1 protein-coding gene is annotated in these 264 nt (G+C 66.3%); it reads left to right on the plus strand.

The window, feature by feature from the left end:
* Positions 1-53: 53 nt before the first annotated feature.
* Positions 54-264, plus strand: a 211-nt coding sequence (locus ACKRDP_RS09975) for a hypothetical protein (protein ID WP_409154630.1), incomplete at its 3' end; no start/stop codon positions are given.

Here is a 264-nt window from a genome sequence, read left to right on the forward strand (position 1 = left end):
GAACGGCAGCATCCGGTGGCGGTCGAATTATTTACCGGGGTGAGAGAGAGTGCATGATGCCCACCCACAACCGGGATGTCGCAACCGACGTCAGAGAGCTTGGCGCGCTCGTCGGGGAGACACTCACCGAGCAGACCTCCAACGCCGAGTTCGACGAGGTCGAGGCGATCCGCACGGCGGCGATCGCGTACCGTCAGGGGGAGGTGCCCGATCGGTCCGCGGTGATCGACCGCCTGCGGGCGGTGGACACCGACACGCAGATCG

The sequence above is a fragment of the Pampinifervens navoyensis genome (assembly GCF_046159715.1).
Taxonomy (GTDB): domain Bacteria; phylum Aquificota; class Aquificia; order Aquificales; family Aquificaceae; genus Pampinifervens.